Raw genomic sequence first — 25,400 nt, 5'->3', positions numbered from 1 at the left:
CAGTCAGGCGAGTTCCGGGCAAAAAATATCTTTGAGCGTCGCCAACACCCGGGCGGCGCGGGGGTCCTCAAGCCGGTAGTGGAGCGTCTGGCTCTCGCGGCGATAGGCGACGAGCCTGTCTTCCCGAAGTTTGGCAAGGTGCTGCGACAGGGCCGACTGGCTGAGCTCGACCGCCTCGGCGAGGCGCGTGACGTCCATCTCGCCACGGGCCATGAGCAGGCACAGGATCATCAGGCGCTTCTCGTTGGCCATCAGCCGGAGCAGGCGCGCCGCGTCGCCGGCCTTAACCTGAAGCCGCATCAGTTCGTTCGGCGTGACGGCGTCCATCGGCCCCGGCCCTGATTTCTGATTCCACCTTAATTAGCTTACCCTAATATAGCGTGTGCGTTTCGTCCCGCCATATCGCCACTTTGCGACAAGGACTCCGCTCCGCTTAAGGACCTCGGATTGCGATGAAATGGGCCATCGGGACATAGCGAGGCCCTTCCTCGAACGTTGCCGATAAGCAGACTTTTGCGACCTCGGGGGGGCTGCCGGGGCAGCGGTCGGTGAACGGGCTGGTGTTGCCGTTACCGCGGGCATCGGAAGCTTGGTCAGCAAAGACGTATGAACGCCGCGTCCGACAGCGGCTCAGCCATGGGGTTCCGACGACGATTTATGTGTCACAACATTAGCATGTTGTGGCCCATTAAACCAGCGTCCGACGCAGGACGGGACCCGCCAGTTCGCTCTACGACCAACATGGGTGGTTTTCCGATATTCTGCTTTTGGGCGGCAATCGATAGAAGCGGACATCGCCTCCGTGCCCGCTTACGATCCTTTTCGGATATTCGGCCAGACGCAACCGAACCCGCGCTTGCTACGGTGATTGTAGCGGGGAAATGAGTGCCATCATTGTCATCGCCCTCTCCGCTGGCGGCCTCAAACCGCTCGTGCGGATCGTCGAGGCTTTGCCGCCCAACTTCCGCGCCTCCGTGTTCGTCGTGCAGCACATCGGGGCAAACCCAAGCGTCCTACCCGACATCCTTAGTCGGCGCGGCAGACTTCCGGTCACTTTCGGGCGGCACGGGGAGGTCATTGAGCGCGGCCACATCTACGTCGCACCATCCGACTACCACATGCGATTGGGCTTGAGTGCAATTCTTCTTGATCAGAAACCCAAGGTGAACTTCACCCGCCCAGCCGCCGATCCGTTGTTCGTGTCAGCAGCCGAGAGTTACGGCAAGCGCGTCGTCGGGATCGTACTCAGCGGCGGCAATAGCGACGGAGCTAAGGGCATGTGTGCGATCACGGCACGTGGCGGCCTTGGCCTCGTGCAAGATTTGGCCGAGGCCGAATATCCAGAGATGCCTCAGGCCGCACTGAGGCTGGATCACCCGGAGACATCCCTCACCGCCGACCGCTTGGCTGAGCGGATCGTTGCGCACTGTGCTTGCAACGATTGAGGGTTTCGCCAGGGCGAACGTTCGCTTTTCTCTAGCCGGAATTGCCGGACGGCTGATTATGGCAGGATCTCGTGGCGAAGCAGGGGGCTAGGTTGGGTGGATTTCCGCTTGTCCGCTTTCAGACGGTAACGTACGTGAGCAGACGTTGCCGCCGCGCCCATTCACGACACTCCTGAAACTATTCGGAACGTCCACTTCGTGGCAGCGCCGCGTGGGTCACCTGGTTTGCGTGCGACCCGCCCCATGAACGGGTCGTTTGTCTTCGCCGGCATCAAGGATTGCATGTATGGCCAAGGTGCGCGTGCGTATCTAGTCAACGTTAGGCTAATGGAAAGCGATCAGCCAGCGAGAATGCGCTTGCGCCTCTGCCAGGTCGACACCTTGCGCAGGACACGCGAGAGTTGCTCGACCGAGTACGGCTTGTGCAGCAACTCGAACCCGTAGGTTCCGTTCTGCGCGAGGACGTGGCTGTACCCCGAGGTCAGGACTACCGGCAGGTCGTGATACAACTTCCGGATCTCCTGCCCTAGTTCGATCCCACTCATGCCGGGCATCATCACGTCCGAGAACACCACATCGAACCGGGCCGCCTCCTTGGCCAACTCGGCCAGCGCCTCCTGGGCGTTGGCCGCCCAGACCGTCCGGTAGCCTAGTTCGGCTAACGACTGGGTCGCAAAGCTCCCAACCTCTACGTTGTCCTCGACGACCAGCACGCGCGTGCCGTGGCCCGCGACGAGCGCCGCTGGCTCAGGCTCGGACGTCACTGGTCGCTGGTCCTGTCCGGCGCCAGGCAGGTACAGCGTGAAGGTTGTGCCTTGCCCAACCACGCTCGTCACCGAGACCTCGCCCCCCGACTGCTTGGCGAAGCCGAATACCTGGCTGAGGCCCAGGCCCGTCCCGTGTCCGACGGCCTTTGTCGTGAAGAACGGCTCGAAGATCCGCTCGATGTCGCTGGCGGCGATCCCCGAACCCGTGTCCGTGATTGATACAGACACGAAGTCCCCCTGCATGGGGGCGTGGGCCCGAAGCGCTGGGATGCCCGACACTGCTTCGACTACGATGGCTAGCACGCCCTCGCCTTCCATCGCGTCACGGGCGTTGATCGCCATGTTGACGATGGCGGTATCGAACTGGCTTGGGTCGGCGTCGACGAAGACGGCCTCCCCCGGTAATTGGGTCGCCACCCGGATGCGAGAACCGGTGAGGGTGCCGAGCATGTCGCCGATGGCCGCGACGCTTTTGCCGAGATCGAACACCTCCGGCTTTAGGGCCTGGCGCCGGGCGAAGGCGAGCAGCTGGCCCGTGAGCTTGGCGGCGCGGTCAGTGGTGTCCGAGATCGCGGCCACGTAGCGGAGGCGGCGTGCCTCGGGCAAGTCGGGTCGCTTGAGCAGGTCGGTCGACGACTTGATGACGGTGAGCAGATTGTTGAAGTCGTGCGCGACGCCTCCGGTGAGCTGGCCGATCGCCTCCAGCTTCTGCGACTGGCGCAGGGCCTCCTCGACGGCCGCTCGCTCGACCATAGCCTTCGCTATGCGCTGTTCGAGGGTTTCGTTGAGGTCGCGCAAGCGCGCCTCGGCTACGCGGCGCTCTTCGAGATCGCGCTGAGCGGCCTTGAACAGCTGCGCGTTGTCGATCGCGATGGCTGCCTGTGCCGCGACCGCCGTCATAAGGTGCTCGTGCCGGAGCTGGAACCGCGCTGTCTCAGGGTGCCCGAAGAACAGGCCGCCCAGCACCTCGCCGGAACGCGAGATGACTGGCACCGCGAGGTAGCTGCGCACGGGTAGATGCCCTTTGGGCATGCCACGATGCGGCGTGTTCTTGCCGTAGCGATGATCGGTCAGGATGTCGTCCGAACGCAGCACACCTTCCCCGCCGAAGGTCGGGGCGAAGACGGAGGTGTTGCGCGGCATCGGGAACTTGTCGAACTCGGAGCGGTCGACGCCTGAGAGGGTGTAGAGCATGTAGCTCTCCCCCTTAGGGTCGAGCACGTTGTAGAAAAACGCTCCGAACTGTGCCCCCGTCAGCTCGACCCCTGCGTCGGTGACCATCTGAACCACACGTTCGAGGTTGAGTTCGGCGGCTAAAGCCGTCCCGACCCGGTTGAGGGTCTCCAGCGTCCGCCGCTCCTCGCGCAACGCCACCTCGGAGCGCGCCCGCTCGACCGCTGCCCAGGTCCGTTCGGCTACCTCCTCGATGAGCCGGACCTCATCGTCGACCCAGCGGCGCGGGGTACCGTTCAGCGCATAGAGCAGCGCGACGAGCCGACTTCCCTTGACGAGGGGCGTGTTTAGAAACGACCGCGTTCCGATGGCGGCATAAGCAGGTTCTGTATCCGGCCCGGTGGTCGGATCGGTGGCGGTATCGTCGATGCGGACCGTGCGGCCGGCCCGCAGCTGAGCGCTCATGACCGGCCCGTACTCGTCGAGCACATGATGCCCTGCAGCACTCGCGAAGCCAGGTGCGGTCCAGTCCCGTTCAATGAACGTGCGCTCACCGGTCTCGTCGATCGCTTCGGCATAGCCGACGCAGCCAACGTCGAGATGTGCGCCGAGCGTCGCGCATGCCGCAGCCTGGATCTCCACGGGATCGCTCAGCCCGCGCAGGGCATCGTCGAGCGCCGCGTTGAACGCCTGCCGTCGGCTCGCCATCACCTGCCGCGTGGTCTCGTTGGTCACGCAGAACAACCCGACGACGGACCCGCTCTCGTCCCGCAACGGCGAGTAGGAGAACGACCACCACGTCTGCTCCGTATGGCCATAGCGCGCCATGGTCAGGGGCAGGTCGTCGAACCGACTGGCTTTCCCCGCCAGCGCGCTCTCGGCGATGGGTCGGACTTGGTCCCAGACGTCGGGCCAGAGGTCGGCGATCGGTACGCCGAGGGCGTTAGCGCGACGTGGGCCGAGGATCGGGCTGTATGTGTCGTTATGGAAGAACCGCAGCTCCGGCCCCCAGGCCAGGAACATGCTTTCGGGCGAAGCGAGGATCAGCTCGATGGCGAGGCGCAGGGCGGTGGGCCAAGCCTGCGGCAATCCAAGCGAAAAAGCCGACCAGTCATGTGCCCGGATCGCTGCGGCGACATCCCCATTGGTGGCAGGGAATGGAGGCGGTGCACTTGGTGTGAGCGGATGCGGAGAAGCGGTCACTGATGCCTCAGGGGCGAGGCTGGGTGTGAGCAGACACCGGTCTGCTGCGCCCACGCTTCATCATTTGCTCGTGCTCAATCAGCAAACGCAGACCAGCGCGGACGGCTTCGCTGGCGTTGCTGTAACGACCTGACGCCACCAAGTCGCGGATGAAGCCATCGAGTTCTGGCGTCAGGGAAAAGTTGCGGGTCGGTGTGGTTGACATGGGCGTGTAGGTAACAGGCCATTGGGATCTGTCAAAGGTTGACAACCTCCGTATGCCGCTTCGACGCGAGCTGAATGAGTTCGGCGGTCACTACCGTCGCATTAGCAATCAGCTGGCGAGGCTCAACTTCGTAGAGAATGAACCTCCGTCACCTGTGGAGGTCTGCTGGTGACGGCGCACCTGAGGTCCCCTTCCCACCCTGAGCTGAAGTTGCCGGACGGTTGACGAACGTCCGCTTCGGGGGAACGCCGACGGTGCTTCCAGCGGCTGGGTTGGGTCGATAGGAGGCCGTCCGCTTTTTCGACGCCCCTCTATCTTGGGAGGGCCGCGTCCGGAATTGCGGACGCCCATAGGTCGGGGTGGGACGTGCTCCACCGGTACACGTGCCGCATTGAATGAAGATCGCTCCGGTTCGAGGCCGTAATCCCCCGCGCGGGCAACGCCCGCTGCAGCCGGGGGACCACCACCATCAGCCCGGGTAGGGGGCTGCCGCGGCCGTCATGCCTTTCGAGCCGAAGGGGGGTTAAGGTTAGGTCAAGCCGCCGAGCTAGAGCGGGCCCCCGCGCGAGGCCTGATACTTGATGGCGTCTTTGAGTTCGGCCTTCATCAGCGCGGAGATCCGTTCATCGGCCCCTGCGCATGGCGGCGCCGTATGGGGGAAGCATGATGGGCTCGTAAGTGGCCTGTTCGAGCGCGACGGCGAGCGCGCGCAAGCGCGCCAGGATCATAACTATGGATCGACCGTTCTTGCCTATGGGCGCGGTCCCTCGCGGGGGACGCGCGATGTACCCCATGACGCGCGACCCGCCGACATCGACCTCCCCCTTGTAGACGCCCCACCTGCCCGGCCTCTGCCGCTTGGAACGCTCCCCCAGCGCCTCGCGTGCCAAGCGCGCGGCCACCCCGCCGGGCAGGTCGCCGAAGCTGTTCCTGTTGATCCCCTGGGTGAGGGAGAGGTTCTTCCAGTTGGGAACGTAGATGACGTCCTTGGCTAGGCCGACGTCGCCGGGGCGGCGGATCTGGGGGCCGTCCCCCATGCCGTACTTCATGACGATCGACTGCGAGGGCAGTGTGTAGACGTCGGCCTCGACCTCATCCCGGTTCTTGCCGAGGGCCCAGGTGTAGCCGAATGCACGGCGCATCCAGGGCATGAGATCCTGGAAGGCCACGTCGACGGCGGCGGTGACGTTCTGGCAGGCCCCCTTGGCGACCCCCGACATCGTCCACGCGCACGCCCGCCGGTACCGGTCGAGCGTGCTCTCCGACAGGAACGCCGCCTGCCATGCTGCGACTTGGTCGCAGACATCTGTCATCACATCGATGGGTAGGCCAGCCATGGGCGGGACCGTAGCCCCGCTGGCGTCACGCGATCGAGGTCACGCCGTGAGGTCAAGGTCCTCGACAAGGGACGGCCCGCCGATCCTCTCGGATGCGACGGGCCGCCTGTCCTCGGAAGGTGATGCCTTTGCGCGAACGAAGGGAGTGTAGGCGGGCTCCTGGACACCTTCAAGCGCATCGCCATCGGAGACGGCGATTGCAATATACCGTGACGGAACGCGAGAGTGTGCGATCTTGCGCTTGGGCTCGGCCTTAACGGGCTTCGCGTCCGGAATTGCGGACAGTGCCTTGGCCTCGCGGATGGCCTTGTCGAGGAGCGTCGGCTTCACGCCCATCCTGAGGCACAGCTGGGGCCTGCTGAGCCCTTCCGCGTCCCTGAAGGCCAACGCCTGCCGGCCTAGGCTTAGGCGCTCCGCTGCGGCATCGGCACGGGGCTTGGCACCCTTGGAGGCCCGCACTTTGGCCTGACGCTCGGCGACCCGTTCCGCCTTCATGGCGAGGGGCACGAGGATCCGAAGGTCGAGCGCCCTGGCGTCCTCGGAGCTGATGTCGAAGTCCTTCACGAAGCGCTGCGGCCCGAAGGTGTAGCCACATGTCTCGGGACGGGCGCGGTGGGACTTGCCGTTGTCGGCCATCCTGCGGCGCCGGATCACGGCCCCGGCGTCGCCCACCGCCTGCCGGGGCGTGCGGTAGCCGAGCCGCCGGGCGTGGCGCTCGACCTCGGCAGCGATCTCGTCGGCGTCCATGCGGCATGCCCAGAGGCGGGCGAACGCGAACAGGAACCTGTCGTGGGTGCCGTCGTCGTCCGCGTCGGTGCGGATCCGGACGCCGGCCGGGTACCGGTGGTCGAGGAGCTTCCAGAGATCCGCCTCCATGGCGGCGCGGTAGGTCTCGACGCCCAAGGCGGGCGACCCACCGTTGGCCACGCGCTTGGCCGCAGACGCCTTCCTGGCTGCCTTCTTGGCCGCGGCGGCCTCCCGGTACTCCCGGCACTGCTCGGGGCTGTACGGCAGGGTCTCGTCGCACAGGCCGCGGAACGAGAACCTCTGGATCTGGCCCACCGTCGACGGCCAGATCATGGTGACCGGGACGCCGCGGTTCGATGTCCCGGCAAGGCGCAAGTTCGAGGTCGGGGCCGATCCGACCTTGTCCGGACCCATGTCATGGAACACCTCGGCGAGCCGCTTCTGCACCGCCTTCCACGCCCTCAGGGCGACGCTGGGAACGCCCTCGGTCAGCCAGACTACGTGAAGCCCACGCCCCGACGACACGATGTAGGACGGCGACGGGATGCCCTCTGCATTGCACCGGTCGAGGACGATCCAGATCATCTCCTGCGCGGTTCGTCGGCGCCAGTCGCCCCGCTTGTAGAAGTCGAGCTCGGCGAAGTTGGCGCGGAACTGGAGGAGGTTCGAGAGCCGCTTGTTGGGCTGATCGCTGTAGTGCCCGCCGAACACTCCGGCCGGGCGGAACGTGTTCATGGAGACGAGGATCTCGCCCCCGACGTCGAAGCCGGTGATCGCCTGAGCCACGTCCCCGGCCATGGCACCGACCTGCACATAGGCGATGCGGTACTCGCGCTCACCGGTCCGGGAGAGGACGGGCTGACGGTCCCGGCGACCCGCCACAAGCATCCCCTTGCCACCCGGGGGGAGGATAAGACTCGCGTGCTGGGAGGGCGTCAGGAACCGCGTGGGACGGTCGTTGAGGGCAGCCGGTATGCCGGCATCGACGCCCAGCGTACGGGCACCGTGGAGGTGTTTGGAGGACACGTTCGCGCTTGCCTCTGAGGGGGCCAACCGCGGGGCATCACGACCGCAGGGGACCGAAGGACAGAGGCAAGGATACGGGTTCTCAGGCGAGGTTCAAATCTCCGGCTTCGCCAAGCTTTCTATAGCCCGTGACGAAACGCGAGAGGGTGCCGGACGGATGGACTCTCTGGACCTCTCCGGAGCGGTCTGGCCGTGGTTTTGAGCCGGTCCGGACCGAATCGGTCACCCGTTCCCGACGGCAATGGGAACGACATCGGCCCGCCCCTCTCCCCAAAGCGACCGCGTGGCGTGAGGCTCTCCCGACACCCCGGAGAGCCCAGCGCTCCGAGCCGTCGCCGTCGCCCAGTCGGGCAACCCGTCCGCGCCGCCGCCCTGCTGCGAGCATGACCGCTCCGGGGGCGTGCGGGCCCGCGTCACCGTCCACGCGATCCGCCGCTACGGGGATCGCGTCCTCGGCATGGAGGAAGTCCTCGAAGGCTTGGACGACGTCGATGCGATCGATGCCATGCAGGCCGCGAGAGCGCCGATCGGCGCGGTCCGCCGGTGGCTGGCCTTCTACGGCGGGGTGGGGGGCCGGCACGGGGCCGTGGGGGTCGGTCGGGACGGGGTCGGCTTCGTCCTGAAAGCCGGACGCGTCGTCACGGTCGTTTCGCGCCGTGGGGAGCGCCTCTGGTGAGCCGCAGGACAGCCCCCGAGATGACATCCGCTCTGCCTACCGCGCCGGCCGGGACATCGTCGTCGCCGGTCCGGTCTGGGACATGATGAGAGCAGCGCCCCCGGCCCCGCTGCCGGAGGAATTTGCACCGTGACCATCTCCGCGATCCTCACGACGCTGGAACCATGGAAGGCAGTGCTGGCCTCGGGGCCCGCGCTTATCGGCGCTGGGCTGGGCTTGCTCGGTGGCATCATCAAGCAACGCGCCGTTCCGGACACCACTGCACCGGACTAGGTCACGGCACCCCGCGCCGCGAAGTTCCGGCTGCACCCGGACGATCGTGACCTGATCGGCGATGCGCGGGAGGCCGTCGTCGAGCTCACCCGGGCAATCCGTCACCTAACGGGCGCGACCGAGGACAACACCGAGGCGCTGAACAGGCGTCCGCCCGGCGGTGGGGGGCGTCGATGAGGACGATCCCCGCCGCCCCCATGACCGATCCGCCGGGCGGTGAGCGATGACGATCGCCGTCTTGCCTCCCGTCCCGGCGGATATCCAGCCCGCCGAGGTCGACCTGCTGGTCACCGCGATCCTCCTGCGGGCTGGCCTCAACGCCGAGGTCATCCCCGATTATTCGCGCGACTCACTGATCCGCGCAGTCACCCGCGTCGCCTACGGCATCACCCTGCCCATGAGGCCGGCGGGAGCACCCGGGCGGCCCGGCAGGAGGACTGGGAGGCGTGGCTCCGCGCGAGGCCGTCACTGGCGCAGCTGAAGGCCCACCTAGCCTGGTGCCGGCTGTCCGGTGAGGATCCGGCTTCTTCGTGTGAGGATCGCTGGGGATCGGGGCCGGCCGACCTGATGCGGCGGGCCCCGGAACTGCGGAGGCCGAAGGGTCGAAAGCGGTCGCGCCCGGTCGAGGCCTAGGCCGTAGGGATCGGCGGGACCTCCGGCGCCTCGCGTAGCACCAGCGTCACCGACTGCTCCTTGTAGTCGCCAGTACCACCAAAAATGATACCCGCGCCCATGTAGCCGCCCATCAGCTTATGGAGCGTTCCGAGGCTGCCCTCACCGCGCTCGGCGGCGACGAGCGTTCGCACGGCCACGCGGCACATCTTTGACGCGTCGGGCTGCGTCAGGTCGAGGAGCGCGCGCGCGGCGCGCAGCATGGCTGGGCTCGGGTACATGCTGTCAAGATGCCACGGAGGCCGCCGCGGCGGAAGACGTCAGGTGCAATTTTCCGATACCTATTGCAAAATTTCGGAGACGCGCGTTTAATTAACGAGCCCCCCCACTTGGGGCCGCAGGAAGGTGACGGCACATCACCTCCCTGCGGCAACGGTCAGCCACGGGAGCGAACCCCATGACCAATCCGGACTTGAACCCTACCATCTCTGCGCTGCTCGCGCGCCCCTCCGAGCTTATGAACGGTGGAGAGGTCGCCCAGGTGAAGCACCACCTCCTCAACGCGTGCAGCCTGCTCAGCGAGGCCCAGCTCTACGACGAGGCCGCCGCGCTCGGGAAGCGCGATCCCAAGGCTGGGCACGCGCTCCTGATGGAGCAGTCTGCCGACCCGGATTTCGAGCCGGCCTTCCCTGCGGTGAGGCTCGCGCTTCTGGTGTCGTTCTCCGCACGGATGGACGTCATCGAGGCCGTCCCCGACGGCCGGGACCTCGCCGCGGAGGTCAGGGCCGAGACGGCCGCCGGCGGTCCCGCCGACCGCGCCCGGGAGGCCGCCTTCCGCGCGGACCCGGCCCGCTACCTGCCCGGCGCCGGGCGATCGGCCATCACGCTGCTCCGGGCCCCCGGGTTCGGGATGGTCCGGCTCGACGGCGTGGACTTCCCGTGGACGTACGCTGCCGTCGGGAAAGTCCGCTCCGATTTCGCCGAACTCTACGCCCTCGTGGAGGACGGCCGGTTCGCGGGAGGCATCCTCGTCGGGCCGGCGGCCGCCGCGAACGAGCTCGCCCTGCCAGACGCTTATAGGTTCGTCGTCGTGGAGCTGGCTACTGTCGGGGGGGCTGCCTGATGAACGCGATCACCCCCGTTCCCGTCGTCCAGGCCGAGTCGATCACGACCTTCATGTTCGACGGTCATCCGATCCGGGTCATCGATCAGGATGGCGATGCGCGCTTCGTCGCCGTCGACGCCTGCGCCGCAATCAAACTCAAGGACGTTTCAGACGCGGTCGCCAAGCTCGATGACGACGAGAAGGGTCGGGCTTCAATCCCGACCCGAGGCGGCGTGCAGGACCTCCTCGTGGTGACCGAGCCCGGCCTCTTTACGCTGATCCTTCGGTGCCGCGGTGCGATGACCTCCGGCACCGCGCCGCACCGGTTCCGGAAGTACGTGACCGGCGAGGTCCTGCCGGCGATCCGCAAGAAGGGGGCTTACGTCCCCGCCGCGGCGCAGCCCCAGGCCGTCTCCCTGCTGGAAGCGCTCAGGGATCCGGAGCAGGTCCTCGCCCTGATCGCGCATCACGCGCAGGCGACGATCGCCGCCCCGGCGCCGGTCGAGGCCGAGCGCATCGCCCACAGCGAGACGCATGCGTATCTCGAAGACCAGGTCCGGCTGACGCAGATCGAGCACCGCCGGGCCGAGAACACCGGCCGTGAGCTGGTCGTGGCTCGCGAGGTCATCGCCGAGCAGGCGCCGGTCGTGGCCGCGTTCCAGCACTTCCGGAACACCGGCAAGGCCGAGAACCTGCGAACGATGGCGCGGCTCCTCGACGCCAACCATCGCGACTTCTTCAACTGGATCCAGGAGCGTGGCTGGATCTTCAAGGAGGGCGGGTGGCTCCAGGCCAAGTCGCACTTGCTGAAGGGCAAGAACCGCAAGTTCGTCCAGAAGCTCGTGCGCTGCATCGACAAGGAGGATCGGTGGCAGACGCTGGTCACTCCCACCGGCCAGTTCTGGCTGCATGACCGGTGGCGCGCCCGTCAGCGGATCCTCGCCATCGAGGCGGCCGCGCAGGCTCCCGTCATCGAGCCGGACCTGTTCGACGACGACGACGACGACGAGGGCTGAGAATTCAGCCGCCGCGGGGGTGCCGGTGCAAATCCGCACCCCCGTTCTTCAAGGGGTTAGCTGACCAATAGGCACCGAAATGCCGTTCACTTCCATTTCCGAACCCTCGGTCGCCGAGCGCCGCGCCGCCGAGCGCGACCGCCGGATCGCAATCGGGCGAGCCGCCCTGGCTGAGGCCGCCCCGAGCGGGCAGACGCTCGTCGCCGAGGCCGGCCGCCGCGTCAATGGCGCTCCACCCGACGTGGATGCCGCTGCCGAGCTGCGCGCGATCGGACAGATGCTGTACGGCCGGCGCTGGACGACCGAGCTGGCTGAGGATCTGGGCGAGGACCCGCGCCAGATCAGACGCTGGCTGTCCGGCGAGGCGAGGGTCCCGCCCCGCGTTGTGGCGTGGGCGCGGGACGAAGCCCGCAAACGCGCGAGGGAGATCCTGCGCTTGGTCGGGGAGGCTTAGGGGCACGGGGGCCCGGCCCCGCGGAGCCGGTAGATCTCCATGTCGAAAACCAGCTCGCCGGCGGCGGTCTGCCCGAGCGCGACATCCAGCGTCACGACCGCCCCCCCGTTTGCGTAGCAGGCATCGGACCGGACGCGCCCCGGCGAGTAGACCGCTCGCGCGCAGTCGAGGCCGTCGATGCCGATCCCGCCATCGGCGCCGATCGAGATCGGCATGCGCTCGCCGCTGATCGAACAGTAGAGGCCGGGCGCAGGGGCGGGCGTTCCCGCGGCGGCCGCGGCGGCGATGAGGGCAAGGGCGCGCATTTCAGATCTCCAGCACGTAGGCAGGGTTGAAAGACTGGTTTTCGAGCTCGACGACCCATTCGCCTGACCGGCGCCTGTGGCTTGTGTCGTGCCCGCGTGGGTTGGCGATCACTCTCGTCCGGCCCACCCGGTAGTCGACGGACCGGTGGATGTGCCCGTGGACCCATAGGTCTGGGGCGCCCTGCCCCTCCATCAGTTCGCTCAGGTCCGACGCGTAGGCGGCATCGATCATCTCGCGGACCTCGCCATGCAGGAGCGACCTCGGGCTAGGCGCATGATGCGTGACCACCACACGCGGCCCATCCCACGGCTGCTCCAGAGCGCGCTCGATCCGCCCGCGGTGCTCGGCGTGGAGCGCGGCCGCGGCCGGGGGCCGGAACGGCGCGGGGGTCCCGAGCCGGTCACGCGTCTGGATCAGCCGGTGATCTCTCATGCCCACCTGGCGGTCCCCGGCGACCCGCATGGCGTGCGCCCGGTGATCCGGACCGCCGATGCCGTAGTCCGTCCAGAGCGTGGCCCCGATGATCTCCATGCCGTCGACTTCGACGCGCTGGCCGCAATCCAGCAGGTGGATCCCCGCCGCGGCCGCGTCGTCATGCGCCTGCCGGATCTCGTCCGGATATCGGCACCGCCACAGGTCGTGATTGCCCGGGACATAGACGACCTCGCGCGCCCGCGGGACGACATGCTCCGCGAGCCAGGGGATCGACCTGCGCGTCAGGCCATCGGCGACGTCCCCGGCGACGATAGCCAGGTCGACCCGTGGCCCGGGCGCAGGCGTCCACGGGCAGGCATCCACGTGGAGATCGGAGAGGAGCCACACGCTCGTCATGATCCAGGCCTCCCCTTCGCATGAAGTTCACACAGGCACCTGATCCAGCTACCGCGCCGTATCTTTCCAGGCTTGCCGCAATCCTCGCATATAAATCCTGACAGGTGCTCAACGGCATCTATAATATCGTCCACGTATTCACAGTCTTCTTCTGCCTGATGATACCACCTAGCCGCGCCGTACTTCTCCTTCATGTCCGTGGTCTTGAAATTTCTAGGCACGCCTGAGGCGACGATAGCCTGGGCGCCGCCTTCCCATAGCCAGCTCCAGCCCGGCCCGGTCGCAGGCGTCTGCCTCCCGAACACACGCCGGTACCGCACGCTGAGCTGCTGGTCCCAGTCCTGTGGGCAGTAGGGCGCGCCCCGCCGCCACCGGGCGGCAAGTGTCCGGACGAGAAGGTCGAGGATCACCGGGCCGGCGACCACGCCCACGACGCCCATCGCCTTCCTCTGACGCTCGCGAGCCAGCAGCGGGGCGGTCCAATGCACGACGGGGCCGACGGCGGACGGGGTGATCGCGGTGATCTGCAAGCCGTCGGCGCCGGCGTGGTTCTTGAGGGCGTGCCGGGCGACGGCGTAGAACTCGTCGTAGATCACGAGCGGCCTCCCGGCAGGGGCGCCAGCAGGAACGCGACGACCGCGGTCTCGCGGGCGATCCGCAGGCCGGTGGCGGCGTCGATCCGGCCGGCCTCCACCAGCAGATCTAGGCGACGCACGCGCTCGTGGCAGCCTCGGCCTATCAGGCCGCAGACCCGGCGTGCGTCGCATGCTGCGAGGATCCGGGCAGCGATGAGGGGAAGAGTATAGGTGTTTTCCACGGTAGCCTCCCCTCAGTTCGGCATGCGGCGGGCGAAGACGTCACGGCTCGCGACGACGGCCTCCACCATGCGACGCAGCGGACGCAGGGACCCGCCCCGCCACGCCGTCAGCGCGTCGATTTCATCCGGCTCCAGGTTTGGGCACCACACCTCGTCGAGCCCCCGATCCCGGCGGATCTCCGCCAGGATCGCCGCCGCGACGATAGGCATGTCCTGCGCACGCGGTGCCGGCCAATGCAGCGCCGGCGCACGGTCGAGCATGGGCGCCACGATCCCGTCGAGCGAATTGACGGTGATGATGTAGCTGACCGCGCTCAGATCCAGCGCACATTCGAGCGCCGGGTCGTGGATCGTCCGCGCCGTAGACCCCCTCTCAAGGAACGGCAGGATCGTCTCGTCGAGGCGTCCCCACCGCCTGGATGAGCCGGCCTTTTCGAACTCATCGACGACGATCCCGTGGCTTGCCTTCCCGAACCTTAGGCACGCCTGCGCCGGCACAGATGGACGCCAGGATCCCCACTGACGCGATGTACCGGCCCAGCTGCCCCCATCCATCTGGCCGGCACAGCTATAGAGTGTGACTTCAAGGCCAGCCGCCTCCAGCACGGCCCTGGCGAACGCCGTCTTCCCGCAGCCCGGGGGCCCGACGAGGATCCGGGGGCGGAACGCTGCATAGGGCGCGCCCACGAGGTCCTCCGCGTAGGCATCGATCGCCTCCTCAGCCCACGGGAAGCGAGCGCGGAGCCCCTCGGCGAAGGCGGCCGGATCTGGCGCCGGCGTCAGCGGCATCCCCTTCTCGGCCCACGGCTCCGCGAGCGCGCGCGGGCTATCCCCCCGGTCCCGTGTCGACTGCGACGGGGCAGGCAGGTGATCCAGGCGCGGGAACACGACCAGCGTCCGGGGTCCCGCGGCCGCGCGCTTGTCGTCGCCTCGACGCAGGATCTCCACCGCCTTGACTTGCGCCATGACGTCTTCGAGCGGCATGGGGGGCTCTGTCGCGGGCACGCCGACGCCCCCGAGCATGATCGCATCCTCATCCGCGATCATGCGTTCGGCAGCCGCGAACACGCGGAAGCTCTCCAGCCACGCCCACGCCTTCTGATCGAATTCGTGCAGTCGCGCCCGTAGCGGCCCCCCGACGTACGGGATGTCCGTGGCGTCGGACTGTGCGTCGCTCGCGAACAGGCAGGCAGCCCTGAAGCTGAGGAAGGCGTGGCCGTGATTGCCGGCGCTGATGCGCAGCGTCGCCGCGTCGAGCGCGCCGGCCTCGCACCGCGCCGAGGCGATCGGACAACCGAGCGCCGCTTGATGGAACGGCAGTAGCTCGGCCACCTCCCTCGCGGCCGCCTCGCTCTCGCGGGGGAGCTCGCTCCGGAGGGCTGCCTCAAGCCGGCGGACCCGGCGCAGGGTCGGGTCGTCGATCGCGCGCCGGAGGGCCCGGAAAACTGGATCGGGCAGGACGAGATCCAGGAGGGGTGTCAGGAGATAGGGCAGCTCGCGCCGAGCATCGCAGCCGACGAATTCGCCACCGCGCAGGCGCTCGCCGCGGGAGAGCGGAGACGTCGGGACGGCGGGGCCGGAGAGCGAGCTGGGATCGTAGATCAGCGCGCGCAGGATCGAGGCGTCGAGGCCAAGGGTATCGTCGGACATCGGGGGAACTCGCTGGAAACGGTGCACGCAGGGGCGCGCCGAGCGGATGGCTCAGGCGGCGGTGGCGGCGTTCCGTTTCAAGAAGCGAGCGTTCACGGGAGCAGTCCTCTAGTCCGAGGCTCAACCTGCCAGGGCAAGCACAGCCCAGCAACAGGCGATCGCCGGCATGATTAAGTTATCCCTGGCCGAGAAGAACACACGATAGCTGTCATATTGGTCAGATCGGCAAACCGGAGCCGGCCGACCATCGTATTGGTCAGGCGCCCACCCAAATCGGAGGTCGCCAGGCCACCCGAGATCGCAACCGAGGGCGGGGATCCGATGCCGTGCTCGCCGAGTACCGGGTCGGCCTGGAGCGGGCGATCCGCGATTGCGAGGCCGCCCGCGCGGCGAAGATGGTCAAGCCGTCGGCGAGCCTGCCGGCGGTGTGCAGCTTCGGGTGATGCTGATGAGAGGGCTCATCCCTTCTGCCAGCTCACGACCTTGCGGGAACCTTCCTCGCCCCGCAGCTTGATCACGCACTGACCCGTTGCGAGCTTCGACAGGCTGACGCCCTTGCCGAAGATCCGGTTGACGGCGTTCGGCTTCGCGTTCGAGCCGAACGCACCGACGAAGCCCATCTCGCTGAGGAACTCGTCTTCCTCGCCGGAAAAGTCGTCCGGGGACTGCGAGATCAGCATCACCGCACCGCCCTTCGAGCGGCTCATCCGTATCAGGCTGGAGAGTGATGGCAGCTTGCTGCCAAGGATCCGGTGCGCCTCATCGATCACACACAGGGACCGCAGCGAGCGATGCTGGCCATCCTCCATCGGAGCGTCAGGGAGACTGTTGAGGTAGTTGTCGAGGGCATCGAGCATCAGGTTGACGATGATGCCCCGGCTGACTTCTGGCACTTCCTGCGGCAACCGGATGATCCAGCTCTGCGAGAAGAACTCTGCGGGTGACAACGTCGGGGTGAACAGCGGGAACCGGCAGATATCCTCCAGGGCCGCGGAAGCGCCGTCCTCGGTCATGTTCCGCTGCGCGTAGACCTGCCGGAGCATGTCACGCACGTGGTAAAGCTCGCATGAGTCGTTGGCCCGGAGCGCCGTCTCGACCGCATCGGTGAGCGCAGACTTTTGCTTCGCCCCTAGGGCTGACCCCTTGAGCCGGGCGAACGACTCACGGAAGCGAACCGCGCTCTCGGTGATGGTGATGTCGTCGTTGGATTTGAGGGCCAATACGTTCAGCGGGATGGCCACGCGGGGCGGCTGGATGATGGTCGCCCCGAACACCTTATCCAGACCGTATCCCTTGCCCTCGCTGTCAGTGCCAAGGTCACCCTTGAAGTCGAAGGCGAGGAAGGGGACCGCGGCCCGCTCGCGGATCTTCCTCAGCATCGCAACCGCGGTGCGCGTCTTCCCGGATCCGACGCCTCCCATGATCGCTGAGTGCGGGCTACCGCCCGATCCGTTGATGACCCATTCGACGGCGGCCTTCGACATGACGTCGGTCGAGATCTCGCCGATCGGAACCGGGATGGGTCCCGACGACATCATGAGGTCGACCCGACCGAGCGCCCCGCCGATGCGCGTGCCGCCGTTAAGCGGAAGCCCCGCGACCTCCACCAGTCGGCGGATGAACGCCGGGAGTTGGCCCTCGGAAAGGCGCCACTCGTCGTCGAGAAGGGCTAGGCCCCGTGCCCAATGGGCCGCGACCGCGCCGAGTAGGTCCTTCAGATTGTTGATGTTGCCGTCGTTCTTCTGGGTGATTAGCGCCACCCAGGTCGAAAGGGAGGCCCCGGTCCCGAACAGGGTATCGCCCTTCACCGCCTTGCCAAGCTCTGCGTAGACCGGGATCGCCGGCGGTGTGCCCTGCGCGGCGAGGGACCGCGCGATCGCAAGCCGGGCGGGGATGAAGCGCTGCTTCACACCCAGATGCGACATGAAGGCGGCGTTCAGCTTTTCAGAATCCTCGTCGGTACGAAAATTTCCGCCTGCGACATCGACCAGCGTCATGGCCATCAGCGGGTACCCAGCTCGAAGTAGCCATCCTTGGGAGTGGAATTGCCCACGCCTTCCGAGTGGTCATGGTGGATGATCATGCTCTTCAGCAGGTGGGGCTGGATGAGGTCGAAATACTCTCCCACGACTTCGGTGTTCGTGGACAGAAGAATGACCTGGCCCTCGCGTTGCGTGAGGTGCTTGAGGACGCCACGGCGGTGATCGACATCGAGGCGGCCAAGGGGGGTGTCGATCAGCATCGGGAATGTGCGACCCGAGACCTCAGCGACGGCCGAGATGAGGGCCTGCGTGAAGATCTGCTTCTCGCCGGCCGACAGATCCATGTCACGGATGTCGTCGCCGTTCTTGTTTAGCAGCTTGACGTTGCAGTCCTCGTCGATGCTGACGCGTTCCACCAGATCCTTCTTGTGGGCCATCATGCGATGCGCCTCGGTCATCGCATTAGCGATTTCCTCGATCTGGCTCGGCACCGCTTCCTTCACGATCTCATCGATGAGTTCCGCCATGCGGTCGGCCCGCGTCGCCCGTCGCAAAGACGGCTGCGCCTGGTCCATCTGAGCCCCGATGTTGGCGATGCTCTTGTTCCGGCTTTCGACCTGCGCCGTCAGACCGGTGACCTCGTTCTTCAGGGAGCCGATATCGCGGTTGGCTGTGTCGATCTCGGCGTTGAGGTCACGAAGGCGCGCGCGCTTCTCGTCCAGCTGCGGGGCGATGCCTTCCAAGCGCGAGATGGACTCCTTAATCCTGGAGGCCTCACCCTCGTTATCGGCGATCGTATCGAGCAGCGACAGCACCTGGCTCGCGCCAAAGTCGTCGATCTCGTCCAGCTTCTGCGTCGTGCGTCGGCGGTCCGACGAAGTCAGATGGACGTGCATGACGCGTTCCGCCGCGTCGGAGGGCGGCGGGTGCCAAAGAGCCTCCCAGCAGCCGCCGATGACCTCCTTCACGCCGTCGACCTGATCCGGCGCCAGGACTGGATCGACCTTCTCGACGGCGGTGCCGAACAGAGAAACGAACCGCTGGAGGTTCTTGTCACCCTGCGCCTTGCCGGCTTCCCAGTCCTCGCGGACCTGCTCGCGGCGCAGCTGTTCCTTCACGTCGTCCCGCAGCGGCCGGCCTGCCAGCCCAAGGGCGATATCGGATCCGAGAAGACCGTGAAGGGTCTCCTGCGCCCGTTCCGCCTCGGCGTTGTACCGGGCTAGGCTGGTGAGTTGCTCCTGATACTGCGCCTGGGACCCGGTCCCGTAGCTGTCGAGTTCGCGGGTGATGCGCTCCCGCTCCTGAGACATGCTGAGAAGATTGGGCGTCACCTCATCGAGGCGCGTCTGAGCGGTCGCCAGCTTCTCGTTGAGCTCCTCACGTTCCGTCTCCAGCTTGGCGAGCGTCGTATTCGATGCCGCCGGGGAGTCCTGGCGTCGGTTCTTGGCGTAGTCTCGTAGGCCAATGGCAAGCTCGCGTAAGACCGGGATGCCAAGGAGCCCCTGGATCCCGCTGCGAACCTGTGCGCCCATCTCACGCTCGGCGAACGTCGAGACCTGTTCGCCATCGAACATGAAGAACGCAGCGAGGTAGTAGGGCAGGAAGGTCTTGGCGATGTAATCGCGGAACCAGTCGCCGCGGTCGTCGCCGTAGTGGATGCTCGGGCCCACAGGCTTGCGCTTGCTGCCCTCGAAGATCTGGATCTCCTCATCGGACGGCTTGAAATGCCCCTGGTCGTTGAACGACCAGATCCGCTTGATCTCGATCTCCTCGTCCTCGTCGCCGGTTCCGAAGGAGAGCGTGACGGAACAGGATGTCGTGCGCCCGTTGCGGATGGCGACCCGGTTGATCGCCTTCTCAAGGAACGCCTTGTAGGTGGTGTTCTGCCTCTCCTCGCCGATGTCCTTGAAGCCGGCGCGGGCGATCAGGGGCATGCCGTCCTTGCCGAAAAGACCAAGGACGACCGCCTCGAACAGGCTGGTCTTTCCGAAGCCGTTCTCAGCGCCGATCAGGACGACGTTCTTGCCTGGACGTGGAGAAGGGAAATCGAAACGGGCGAGGGCATACGCCTTCCACTCGCGGAGTTGAATTGATTTAAGATACACTGTCGGTATCCTCGTCCATGCGATCCAGGATGTCGTCGAACTCCGCCCAAAGTCCTCGGCGGCGTTGCTTTCCGACTTGGTTCACCTGTGCGTGGACAAGCTCCTCGAACTCGGCGATACGAACGGAATACTTACGACATAACCGCTTTACGAGGTTGCGGCCTTCCTTCTGGTCGAGAATTACGACCACGTTCCGTGACATGCTTCCCCCTTAGAAGCGGTGCGGAACCAACTCGCGCGCCGCAGCGGTCGATATGACGATGGCATCTTCGGCCCATATGGTCCGTATCAAGTCGAGCTCTTCGTCCGTAATCAAGGGGTATCCAACCTCAAGCTGTGTTTTCAGCAGGCGATCGAGGATCTCGCGCCTAGCCGCAGGCGTGAAGGGCCCAGGAACGAAGACGCCTTCGTTTGTAATGGTGACTTGGCCGGTGCGCCTTCGGGCCATCCGCCGTGATGTGTCATTGCGGATGGAAGCAATCCAGTCGCGGAAATCGAGGAGGGGGCCGAACTCGGCGAACCCGGACTCGACGAAGCCTTCCAGGCTGCGGTCCTTTTCCACCACGGTGCAAGTCCAACAGCCGAAGCGGGACGAGGACGTACCGCAGGCGGCGACCTCGTTCTTCTGCGTCATGACGGGGCACTCGCCACCGGTCGCGTCGCTGTACAGCTTAATCAGGTGTCCGTGGCTGCCGCCCCACGGCGGATCGTTCATCGCCAGGACCTCCCAGACCTCCTTCGTCGACATTTCAACGATCGGTCGGAAGACCATGCACTCCACGAGGTCGTTGTGCCGGTTCAGCCTCTCCCCGTTATCGTAGCGGGCAACGGTGGAGGCACGGGTCGCACTCTCGTTGCGCCGTACGCCCAGCAGCAGGATGACCTGCCCCGTCGCGCTGGCCTGGCTCTTTATGTACTTGCTGGTCGGCTGGATCTTCATCCTGTCCGTGCACCAGCGAAAGGTCCTGTTCGGCGGTGGATAACCCCGGCCGATCAGGTTCACCCAGAAAGATTTGTCCGGTTCAGGCGAGGTAATAGCCACGCTCATCGGCAGGCCAAAAACCTCCGCAGCTTCGCGAATATCTGTTGTGACCTGTCGCAGGTGGTGAACTACAAGTGGGCTTTCAACGAGCGTATCGTTCGATACGATGTGAACGTGGCGCGTCCGCTTGCTCCGAGGGATGCTCAACAGGAACTCGAAGACGAGATGCGCTACGAGCGTGCTGTCTTTTCCGCCGGAGAAACCGATGACCCAGGGGTGATTGTGAGGTGCCGCATATTCATCGGCGATTTCCCGACGAATGTTTTCCAAATCAGCCACACATACCTCACGCACTAAGGCAACGCGCCTACACCCCTATCTGAGGCTGCGACGTTACCATACGCTCGACGGAATGCCGACAGCCCGAAAAGCTATTGGTTGCGCACCGCCCATGTGGCTGTGGATCCGGCCTGGGCTTGGCACTGCCAACGGCGGGTGAGAGCGTCGGATCGTGACCGCCCTCCCCGGTCCGGACTGAACCCGGACCCTTGCGTCGCCGACCACCCCGCCGGGCCTGTCCCGAGTGGGGTTTTCGCACGTTTCCGGACCAGTTCCCGGACCAACAGCAAAAGCCGCCCGGAGGCGGCCTTGCTAAGTGCTGGTAGTGGTTGGGACAAATTGGAGCGGGCGAAGGGATTCGAACCCTCGACCCCAACCTTGGCAAGGTTGTGCTCTACCCCTGAGCTACACCCGCTCACTAGTGCCTGGCCGCCTGAACTTCCGTGCCGGCGGCCCCCGGCGGCGCTCTCTAAACACCATTCCGCCGGGCGACGCAAGCGTCCTTTTTGCGGTTAGTGACGATTCACCAATTCGGGTCCGGCGGGAGGCCCTGGCGGATCTCGCGCAGGCGGGCGCGTGTCGCCCGGGTGGTGCCCTCGGGGAGCGCATCGACGGGGAAGAAGCCGCAGGCTGCGATCTCGCGATCCGGGATCTTGGGCCCGAGGACCGCGAAGGCCGGCAGCACGAACACCGCGACGTGGTCCCGGGGTGCGGCGGCGGCGTTTCGGTAGAGCCCGTGGAGGCGCAGGGGTGCTTCGGCGACGATCTCCGCCTCCTCGCGGAACTCGCGCTCCATGGCGGCGCTGGCGGTCTCGCCGCGCTCGACGCCGCCGCAGGGCAGGTGCCAGCCGCCGACGTAGGTGTGGCGGACCAGGGCGACGCGGCCTTCGGCGTCGAGAGCCACGCCGCGCACGCCGAGGGTCATGCCCCGGGACGCGAGCGCCCCGAAGTGGAACAGGCGCCGCAGGAACGGTCGGTCGAGGAGCATGGTTGGCGCCGTCAGACGACGTCGAGGGTCATCTCGCCCAGGCCGGCAATCGCCGCGACCATGCGCTCGCCGCGCTGGACAGGGCCGACGCCCGAGGGCGTCCCGGTGAAGATCAGATCGCCGGGCTGCAGGATGAAGTACCGCGACAGGTAGGCGACCTGCTCGGCCACCGACCAGATCATGTCGGCGAGGTCGCCTTGCTGACGGATCGCGCCGTTCACCGCGAGGGTGATCGACCCTCGCGCCGGATGGCCGATGGCCGAGGCCGGAAACAGGGCGCCGATCGGGCCGGAGCCGTCGGCCGCCTTGCCGAGATCCCACGGCCGCGAGAGTTTCTTGGCGTCGTCCTGGAGGTCGCGCCGGGTCATGTCGAGACCGATCGCGTAGCCGTAGACGTGGTCGAGGGCACTCTCCACCGGGAGGTCGCTGCCGCCGCCGGCGAGAGCGGCCACCAGCTCGACCTCGAAATGGTAGTTCTGCGTCTGGGGCGGATAGACGTGCGGCGCCGGCGCCGGCCCGACGATCTGCAGGGCGTCGGCGGGCTTCATGAAAAAGAACGGCGGCTCACGGTCGGGATCGGCCCCCATTTCCCGGGCATGGGCGGCGTAGTTGCGCCCGACGCAGTAGACCCGGCGGACGGGGAACAGATCGCTGCTGCCGGCGATCGGCAGGGCGATGCGGGGCGGGTTCTGGATGACGGAGAGCATCGCAACCTCTGCGGTGGGGCGCCCTGATCCGGGCGCTTGGCCGTCCCGGGCGTGGGGTAGGGTTGTAAGGCGTGCGGGGGCCTGCGCCATCCCGGCGCTTGCACGGCCCGCGCCCTGGTCTACAAAATTTCGCCGATGATGCCGCCAGCCCTCACCCACGATACGCTGCTGAGCGCCCTGCGCGACGGGCTCGGCGCGCGGCACGTGCTGACCGAGCCGGCCGATCTCGCCCCCTACCTGTCCGAGAGCCGCAAGCTGTTCACCGGCTCGGCGCTCGCGGTTTTGCGCCCGGGCAGCACCGAGGAGGTCGCGTTCGCGGTCCGCGCCTGCACCCAGGCCGGCATCGCGGTGGTGCCGCTGGGCGGCAATACCGGGCTCACCGGGGCCGGGATCCCGCAGGGCGGCGTGGTCCTGTCGCTGGAGCGGATGAACCGCCTGCGCGCGCTCGATCCGGTGGATTCGACGATCACGGTCGAGGCCGGGATGATCCTCTCGGAGGTGCAGGATGCGGCTGAGCGGGCCGGCCTGCTGTTCCCGCTTTCCTACGCGTCGCGGGGCTCCGCCCGGATCGGCGGCGGCATCGCCACCAATGCCGGCGGCATCGCGGTGCTGGCCTACGGCAACGCGCGGGATCTCGTCCTCGGGCTGGAGGTGGTGCTGGCCGACGGGCGGGTGTGGAACGGGCTGAAGGCGCTCCGGAAGGACAATGCCGGCTACGACCTCAAGCAGCTGTTCATCGGCTCGGAGGGGACGCTGGGCATCGTCACCGCGGCGGTGCTGAAGCTGTTTCCGCGGCCCCGCTCCACCAGCGTCGCCTTCGTGGGCCTGGATTCGGCGCGCGCCGCCCTCGACCTCTTCGTGGCCCTGCGGACCCGGATGGACCGCGACCTCACGGCCTTCGAATACCTGCCGCCCTTCGCCCTGGAGATTGTGCTGCGCCACGTCCCCGGCACGGTCCGGCCGCTCTCCGGGGACCATGGAGCCTACGCGCTGATCGAGGTCTCCTCCGCGCGGCCCGACGCCGACACGCGGGCCGAGCTGGAAGCCGCCCTCGGCGATGCGCTGGAATCCGGGGTGATCGCGGACGCGGCCATCGCGGCGAGCGGCGCCCAGAACACGGCGCTCTGGAGCCTGCGGGAGGGCGTGCCCGAGGCTCAGACCCGGGAGGGTGCCTCGATCAAGCATGACGTGTCGGTGCCGCTCTCCAAGCTGCCCGATTTCCTGGAGCGGGCCAGCGCGGCCTGCATCGCGGCGATGCCCGGCCTGCGCCCCTGCGGCTTCGGGCATTTCGGTGACGGCAACATCCACTTCAACCTGACCCAGCCGGCCGCCATGGACCGCGCAGCGTTCCTGGCGGAATGGGGCCGGTTCAACCGGATCGTCCACGACATCGTGCACGCGCTCGGCGGCTCGATCGCGGCCGAGCACGGCGTCGGGCTGATCAAGCGCGACGAGCTCGCGCATTACGGCGACCCGGTCGGGCTCGACCTGATGCGCCGGGTGAAGGCGGCCCTCGACCCGGCGGACCGGATGAATCCCGGAAAAGTTCTTCCACATCCGAACCGGACGCCGCCGGCTGTGGCGTAGGGCGCCTGGTGGGGTGAAATTTCGGCCTCGTCAAAACTCCGTCGGAGCAGCATCGGCCAGCTGCCAAACAGACCCGACAGTGGATAAGGATTCAAACTCACCGGCCTGCGCAACATCTGTGCGCAAGCGTCAGCTTTGCCCGGATCATCACTTCATCGATCGAAATCGAGTTGAACGGAGTCGTGCGCAAAAATCGCCGGAACGCATGACAAGAGTGCCAGGATCAGCGCTCGTAACTATATTATATCAAAGACTTCGGCCGATAACGCAGCGGCAAAACTTTACGATAGACGTGCGCCTGAATGATGTGCAAGGATCGTGATGCCCCCAACGACGGCACTCATGATCGGAAGCACAGTCAACGCATGCGTCTTGGACCGTCGTGGTGTCGTTCAGACGATGTCAGTCAAACGATCGTCCACAGGCCCAATGCCAAAAAGGCCCGCACGATGAGCCACGAGCCGAGGCGCAGAAAGATTGTTCCTGCTCTGACCCAGCTCAAGCGCTTTTGCATTGGCGCTGTGTCTTCCATCAACCAGTCAGCATAGTCCAAGACGACCGGGCCCGCCAAGGACCGGAAACCATCATGGATGGCACTCAATAAACGACGTGGAAGCAGCTGTGCGAGTCAGCCACGTTCAGCGATCATAGATTCGGCAAAATTGACGAGCAGAGTCCGAGTTGAGATCATGAAAATTACCGGCATCTGCCTTTAATTCTTGATAGAATGCTATAAGATTAATGAACATAAATTTTTGGATGGTTATTTATAGCATTTAGGAAATATCTTTATGAAAAATAAGAACACCTTCGCGATTTCTTTAGCCGTACTGCTTTCTACGTCGTCGCCGTCTTTTGCCGATCCTCACAACGGTGAGCGCATTTTCTTGAATCGCTGCGCCATGTGTCACGGCAAGGACATGAGAGGCACCGGACCCCTAGAGGCTGTTATGAACCTGTGGCGAGTTGAGCGGCCTTTTTGAGCATGAGGCAGACGAAAGCGACGAGGTGCAGGTCTGCCAGGGTGCTTGCATAGCGCTCGTAATCTTTGACGAGCCTGCGAAAGC

The 25,400-nt window shown here is 66.2% G+C and carries 24 protein-coding genes, 1 tRNA gene and 1 pseudogene; 8 read left to right on the top strand and 18 right to left on the bottom strand.

What is annotated here, in order from left to right; all coding sequences use genetic code 11:
- Nucleotides 1-3 precede the first annotated feature (3 nt).
- On the bottom strand, nt 4-327 hold the full coding sequence (locus AO398_RS00115) for a metalloregulator ArsR/SmtB family transcription factor (protein ID WP_058189986.1): 324 nt from the start codon (nt 325-327) through the stop codon (nt 4-6).
- Between the two features lie 554 nt (nt 328-881).
- Here AO398_RS00115 and AO398_RS00110 point away from each other — a divergent pair.
- Nucleotides 882-1,445: a chemotaxis protein CheB gene (locus AO398_RS00110; RefSeq protein WP_058189985.1), complete on the top strand. Its 564-nt coding sequence runs from the start codon at nt 882-884 to the stop codon at nt 1,443-1,445.
- A gap of 338 nt (nt 1,446-1,783) precedes the next feature.
- On the opposite strand, the gene AO398_RS27165 is transcribed toward AO398_RS00110, so the two are convergent.
- The 4 genes from AO398_RS27165 to AO398_RS00095 form a co-directional block, all read right to left on the bottom strand.
- Nucleotides 1,784-4,642 (bottom strand): GAF domain-containing protein, encoded by a 2,859-nt coding sequence (locus AO398_RS27165; protein WP_152997354.1) that lies wholly within the window; start codon nt 4,640-4,642, stop codon nt 1,784-1,786.
- Nucleotides 4,596-4,793 (bottom strand): type II toxin-antitoxin system ParD family antitoxin, encoded by a 198-nt coding sequence (locus AO398_RS27160; RefSeq protein ID WP_082643060.1) that lies wholly within the window; start codon nt 4,791-4,793, stop codon nt 4,596-4,598. Before AO398_RS27160 ends, AO398_RS27165 begins: the two co-directional genes overlap by 47 nt.
- A gap of 623 nt (nt 4,794-5,416) precedes the next feature.
- Nucleotides 5,417-6,130 carry a hypothetical protein gene (locus AO398_RS00100; protein WP_058189984.1) on the bottom strand — a complete coding sequence of 238 codons (714 nt, stop codon included), beginning with the start codon at nt 6,128-6,130 and terminating at the stop codon, nt 5,417-5,419.
- Between the two features lie 39 nt (nt 6,131-6,169).
- Complete coding sequence (locus AO398_RS00095) at nt 6,170-7,903, bottom strand: hypothetical protein (protein WP_152997353.1); 1,734 nt, start codon at nt 7,901-7,903, stop codon at nt 6,170-6,172.
- Nucleotides 7,904-8,303: 400 nt separating this feature from the next.
- Here AO398_RS00095 and AO398_RS00090 point away from each other — a divergent pair, with 400 nt between their 5' ends.
- The 3 genes from AO398_RS00090 (at nt 8,304) to AO398_RS00085 (ending at nt 9,333) form a co-directional block, all read left to right on the top strand.
- Entirely contained in the window at nt 8,304-8,579 is a 276-nt protein-coding gene (locus tag AO398_RS00090; protein ID WP_058189982.1) for a hypothetical protein, read from the top strand.
- Nucleotides 8,580-8,708: 129 nt separating this feature from the next.
- A complete protein-coding gene (locus tag AO398_RS28720; RefSeq protein ID WP_160329297.1) occupies nt 8,709-8,852 on the top strand; it encodes a hypothetical protein in 144 nt (47 codons plus the stop codon).
- Between the two features lie 223 nt (nt 8,853-9,075).
- Nucleotides 9,076-9,333, top strand: coding sequence for a hypothetical protein (locus AO398_RS00085; RefSeq protein WP_058189981.1), 258 nt, complete (start codon nt 9,076-9,078; stop codon nt 9,331-9,333).
- Between the two features lie 148 nt (nt 9,334-9,481).
- On the opposite strand, the gene AO398_RS00080 is transcribed toward AO398_RS00085, so the two are convergent.
- Nucleotides 9,482-9,727, bottom strand: a complete 246-nt coding sequence (locus AO398_RS00080) for a helix-turn-helix domain-containing protein (protein ID WP_058189980.1) — start codon at nt 9,725-9,727, stop codon at nt 9,482-9,484.
- Nucleotides 9,728-9,921: 194 nt separating this feature from the next.
- On the opposite strand from AO398_RS00080, the gene AO398_RS00075 reads away from it, so the two are divergent.
- From AO398_RS00075 to AO398_RS00065, 3 genes are all read left to right on the top strand, one after another.
- Nucleotides 9,922-10,587, top strand: coding sequence for a hypothetical protein (locus AO398_RS00075; protein ID WP_058189979.1), 666 nt, complete (start codon nt 9,922-9,924; stop codon nt 10,585-10,587).
- Complete coding sequence (locus AO398_RS00070; RefSeq protein WP_058189978.1) at nt 10,587-11,585, top strand: BRO family protein; 999 nt, start codon at nt 10,587-10,589, stop codon at nt 11,583-11,585. The genes AO398_RS00075 and AO398_RS00070 overlap by 1 nt, the downstream gene beginning before the upstream one ends.
- Nucleotides 11,586-11,664: 79 nt before the next feature.
- Nucleotides 11,665-12,039, top strand: a complete 375-nt coding sequence (locus tag AO398_RS00065) for a hypothetical protein (protein ID WP_058189977.1) — start codon at nt 11,665-11,667, stop codon at nt 12,037-12,039.
- On the opposite strand, the gene AO398_RS00060 is transcribed toward AO398_RS00065, so the two are convergent.
- From AO398_RS00060 to AO398_RS00015, 11 genes are all read right to left on the bottom strand, one after another.
- The gene (locus AO398_RS00060; protein ID WP_058189976.1) at nt 12,036-12,344 is read right to left on the bottom strand and encodes a hypothetical protein; all 309 of its coding nucleotides are present in this window, start codon (nt 12,342-12,344) and stop codon (nt 12,036-12,038) included. The genes AO398_RS00065 and AO398_RS00060 overlap by 4 nt on opposite strands.
- Before the next feature lies 1 nt (nt 12,345).
- Complete coding sequence (locus tag AO398_RS00055) at nt 12,346-13,176, bottom strand: metallophosphoesterase (RefSeq protein WP_058189975.1); 831 nt, start codon at nt 13,174-13,176, stop codon at nt 12,346-12,348.
- Nucleotides 13,173-13,772 carry a hypothetical protein gene (locus AO398_RS00050; protein WP_058189974.1) on the bottom strand — a complete coding sequence of 200 codons (600 nt, stop codon included), beginning with the start codon at nt 13,770-13,772 and terminating at the stop codon, nt 13,173-13,175. The genes AO398_RS00055 and AO398_RS00050 overlap by 4 nt, the downstream gene beginning before the upstream one ends.
- Nucleotides 13,769-13,891 (bottom strand): hypothetical protein, encoded by a 123-nt coding sequence (locus tag AO398_RS29635; RefSeq protein WP_280139101.1) that lies wholly within the window; start codon nt 13,889-13,891, stop codon nt 13,769-13,771. Before AO398_RS29635 ends, AO398_RS00050 begins: the two co-directional genes overlap by 4 nt.
- Before the next feature lie 114 nt (nt 13,892-14,005).
- Nucleotides 14,006-15,643, bottom strand: coding sequence for an AAA family ATPase (locus tag AO398_RS00045; RefSeq protein WP_058189973.1), 1,638 nt, complete (start codon nt 15,641-15,643; stop codon nt 14,006-14,008).
- A gap of 458 nt (nt 15,644-16,101) precedes the next feature.
- Nucleotides 16,102-17,646, bottom strand: a complete 1,545-nt coding sequence (locus AO398_RS00040) for a DndE family protein (RefSeq protein WP_058189972.1) — start codon at nt 17,644-17,646, stop codon at nt 16,102-16,104.
- Nucleotides 17,646-19,730 carry a DNA sulfur modification protein DndD gene (dndD, locus tag AO398_RS00035; RefSeq protein WP_058189971.1) on the bottom strand — a complete coding sequence of 695 codons (2,085 nt, stop codon included), beginning with the start codon at nt 19,728-19,730 and terminating at the stop codon, nt 17,646-17,648. Before dndD ends, AO398_RS00040 begins: the two co-directional genes overlap by 1 nt.
- 211 nt (nt 19,731-19,941) lie before the next feature.
- Entirely contained in the window at nt 19,942-21,051 is a 1,110-nt protein-coding gene (gene dndC / locus AO398_RS00030; protein ID WP_058189970.1) for a DNA phosphorothioation system sulfurtransferase DndC, read from the bottom strand.
- A 340-nt stretch (nt 21,052-21,391) separates the two neighbouring features.
- Nucleotides 21,392-21,466 (bottom strand) — tRNA-Gly (locus AO398_RS00025).
- A 108-nt stretch (nt 21,467-21,574) separates the two neighbouring features.
- Entirely contained in the window at nt 21,575-22,039 is a 465-nt protein-coding gene (locus AO398_RS00020; RefSeq protein WP_058189969.1) for an NUDIX domain-containing protein, read from the bottom strand.
- An 11-nt stretch (nt 22,040-22,050) separates the two neighbouring features.
- On the bottom strand, nt 22,051-22,746 hold the full coding sequence (locus tag AO398_RS00015) for a fumarylacetoacetate hydrolase family protein (RefSeq protein WP_058189968.1): 696 nt from the start codon (nt 22,744-22,746) through the stop codon (nt 22,051-22,053).
- Between the two features lie 138 nt (nt 22,747-22,884).
- On the opposite strand from AO398_RS00015, the gene AO398_RS00010 reads away from it, so the two are divergent.
- The gene (locus AO398_RS00010) at nt 22,885-24,333 is read left to right on the top strand and encodes an FAD-binding oxidoreductase (protein WP_058189967.1); all 1,449 of its coding nucleotides are present in this window, start codon (nt 22,885-22,887) and stop codon (nt 24,331-24,333) included.
- Between the two features lie 948 nt (nt 24,334-25,281).
- Here AO398_RS00010 and AO398_RS27985 read toward each other — a convergent pair.
- Nucleotides 25,282-25,400, bottom strand: a pseudogene (locus tag AO398_RS27985) (IS5/IS1182 family transposase); the annotation flags it as partial.

Source organism: Methylobacterium sp. GXS13 (assembly GCF_001455965.1).
Classification (GTDB): Bacteria; Pseudomonadota; Alphaproteobacteria; order Rhizobiales; family Beijerinckiaceae; genus Methylobacterium.
Note: the sequence above shows the minus strand (reverse complement) of the source record. Positions and strands in the feature narration are given on the sequence as shown.

Bases quoted from the DNA above. Each gene is read 5' to 3' on its own strand.
- AO398_RS00075 (WP_058189979.1), top strand. From the start codon at position 9,922: ATGACCAATCCGGACTTGAACCCTACCATCTCTGCGCTGCTCGCGCGC.
- AO398_RS00060 (WP_058189976.1), bottom strand. From the start codon at position 12,344: ATGCGCGCCCTTGCCCTCATCGCCGCCGCGGCCGCCGCGGGAACGCCC.
- AO398_RS00070 (WP_058189978.1), top strand. From the start codon at position 10,587: ATGAACGCGATCACCCCCGTTCCCGTCGTCCAGGCCGAGTCGATCACG.
- AO398_RS27160 (WP_082643060.1), bottom strand. From the start codon at position 4,793: ATGTCAACCACACCGACCCGCAACTTTTCCCTGACGCCAGAACTCGAT.
- AO398_RS00085 (WP_058189981.1), top strand. From the start codon at position 9,076: ATGACGATCGCCGTCTTGCCTCCCGTCCCGGCGGATATCCAGCCCGCC.
- AO398_RS00100 (WP_058189984.1), bottom strand. From the start codon at position 6,130: ATGGCTGGCCTACCCATCGATGTGATGACAGATGTCTGCGACCAAGTC.
- AO398_RS00055 (WP_058189975.1), bottom strand. From the start codon at position 13,176: ATGACGAGCGTGTGGCTCCTCTCCGATCTCCACGTGGATGCCTGCCCG.
- AO398_RS00010 (WP_058189967.1), top strand. From the start codon at position 22,885: ATGCCGCCAGCCCTCACCCACGATACGCTGCTGAGCGCCCTGCGCGAC.
- AO398_RS00020 (WP_058189969.1), bottom strand. From the start codon at position 22,039: ATGCTCCTCGACCGACCGTTCCTGCGGCGCCTGTTCCACTTCGGGGCG.
- AO398_RS00015 (WP_058189968.1), bottom strand. From the start codon at position 22,746: ATGCTCTCCGTCATCCAGAACCCGCCCCGCATCGCCCTGCCGATCGCC.
- AO398_RS00040 (WP_058189972.1), bottom strand. From the start codon at position 17,646: ATGGCCATGACGCTGGTCGATGTCGCAGGCGGAAATTTTCGTACCGAC.
- AO398_RS00080 (WP_058189980.1), bottom strand. From the start codon at position 9,727: ATGCTGCGCGCCGCGCGCGCGCTCCTCGACCTGACGCAGCCCGACGCG.
- AO398_RS00110 (WP_058189985.1), top strand. From the start codon at position 882: ATGAGTGCCATCATTGTCATCGCCCTCTCCGCTGGCGGCCTCAAACCG.
- AO398_RS00045 (WP_058189973.1), bottom strand. From the start codon at position 15,643: ATGTCCGACGATACCCTTGGCCTCGACGCCTCGATCCTGCGCGCGCTG.
- AO398_RS00115 (WP_058189986.1), bottom strand. From the start codon at position 327: ATGGACGCCGTCACGCCGAACGAACTGATGCGGCTTCAGGTTAAGGCC.
- AO398_RS00065 (WP_058189977.1), top strand. From the start codon at position 11,665: ATGCCGTTCACTTCCATTTCCGAACCCTCGGTCGCCGAGCGCCGCGCC.